We start from the raw sequence: 694 nt of genomic DNA, 5'->3' as shown, positions 1-694 counted from the left end.
ACCTGTGCGAGTTCCTTTGCATAACAATCAAGTAGTGCCATGTCTAAATCAATGTTGCGTTGGACGATAGGGTCTTGATATTGCTCGCGAAGCTTTTGTCTTGCAGAGATGTTTTTAAGATTAAGTTCAGTGGCAGGTAAATTGTATTGGCTGTTGGTGTTAACCACATGGCCTTTGAGCATAGCCCCGTGACGGACAATCTTCATTCTTCGGCGCAGTAGATCACGAGCTGCGCGCATTTCACTGGGGTAATCATAAGCTATGGGGAAGTTACCACCACGCAGTAGTGTGGCAATTTTAAAGGAATCGACTTTATCATTTTTGGTTTTACCACCGTGAATGGCCTTCATATAAAGCGCATGACCTAAGATAAAATCAATCCCCAGTTCAGCACACCAGTCTGACACCCAATACCAACAATGCATGCACTCAACCCCGACAATCACATTGCCGATATAAGGTTCCAAAATGAGCAGTAAGTCATCTTTACTGGCACCTATCTTTTTATGGGCTACAACTTCCCCTTTAGAATCAATGATACAGACGTAAAGTAAACGTGCATGTAAATCGATACCACAGTAGTATGGATGTGAGTTATTATAAAATCTCATTGAGCTTTCTCCTGTTGGTTTGGTCACCTTAAGCATACCGCTGATGCGGCTTGCTAGGGAGGGGGCTCAATGAGTATCAAGGC

Annotated in this window: 1 pseudogene; it reads right to left on the bottom strand. The window is 43.5% G+C overall.

Annotated features, from left to right (window positions below):
• Window positions 1-611, bottom strand: a pseudogene (locus L2703_RS18895) (IS110-like element ISShfr7 family transposase); the annotation flags it as partial.
• Window positions 612-694 lie beyond the last annotated feature (83 nt).

The sequence above is a fragment of the Shewanella basaltis genome (genome assembly GCF_023283885.1).
Lineage (GTDB): Bacteria > Pseudomonadota > Gammaproteobacteria > Enterobacterales > Shewanellaceae > Shewanella > Shewanella basaltis.
Note: the sequence above shows the minus strand (reverse complement) of the source record. Positions and strands in the feature narration are given on the sequence as shown.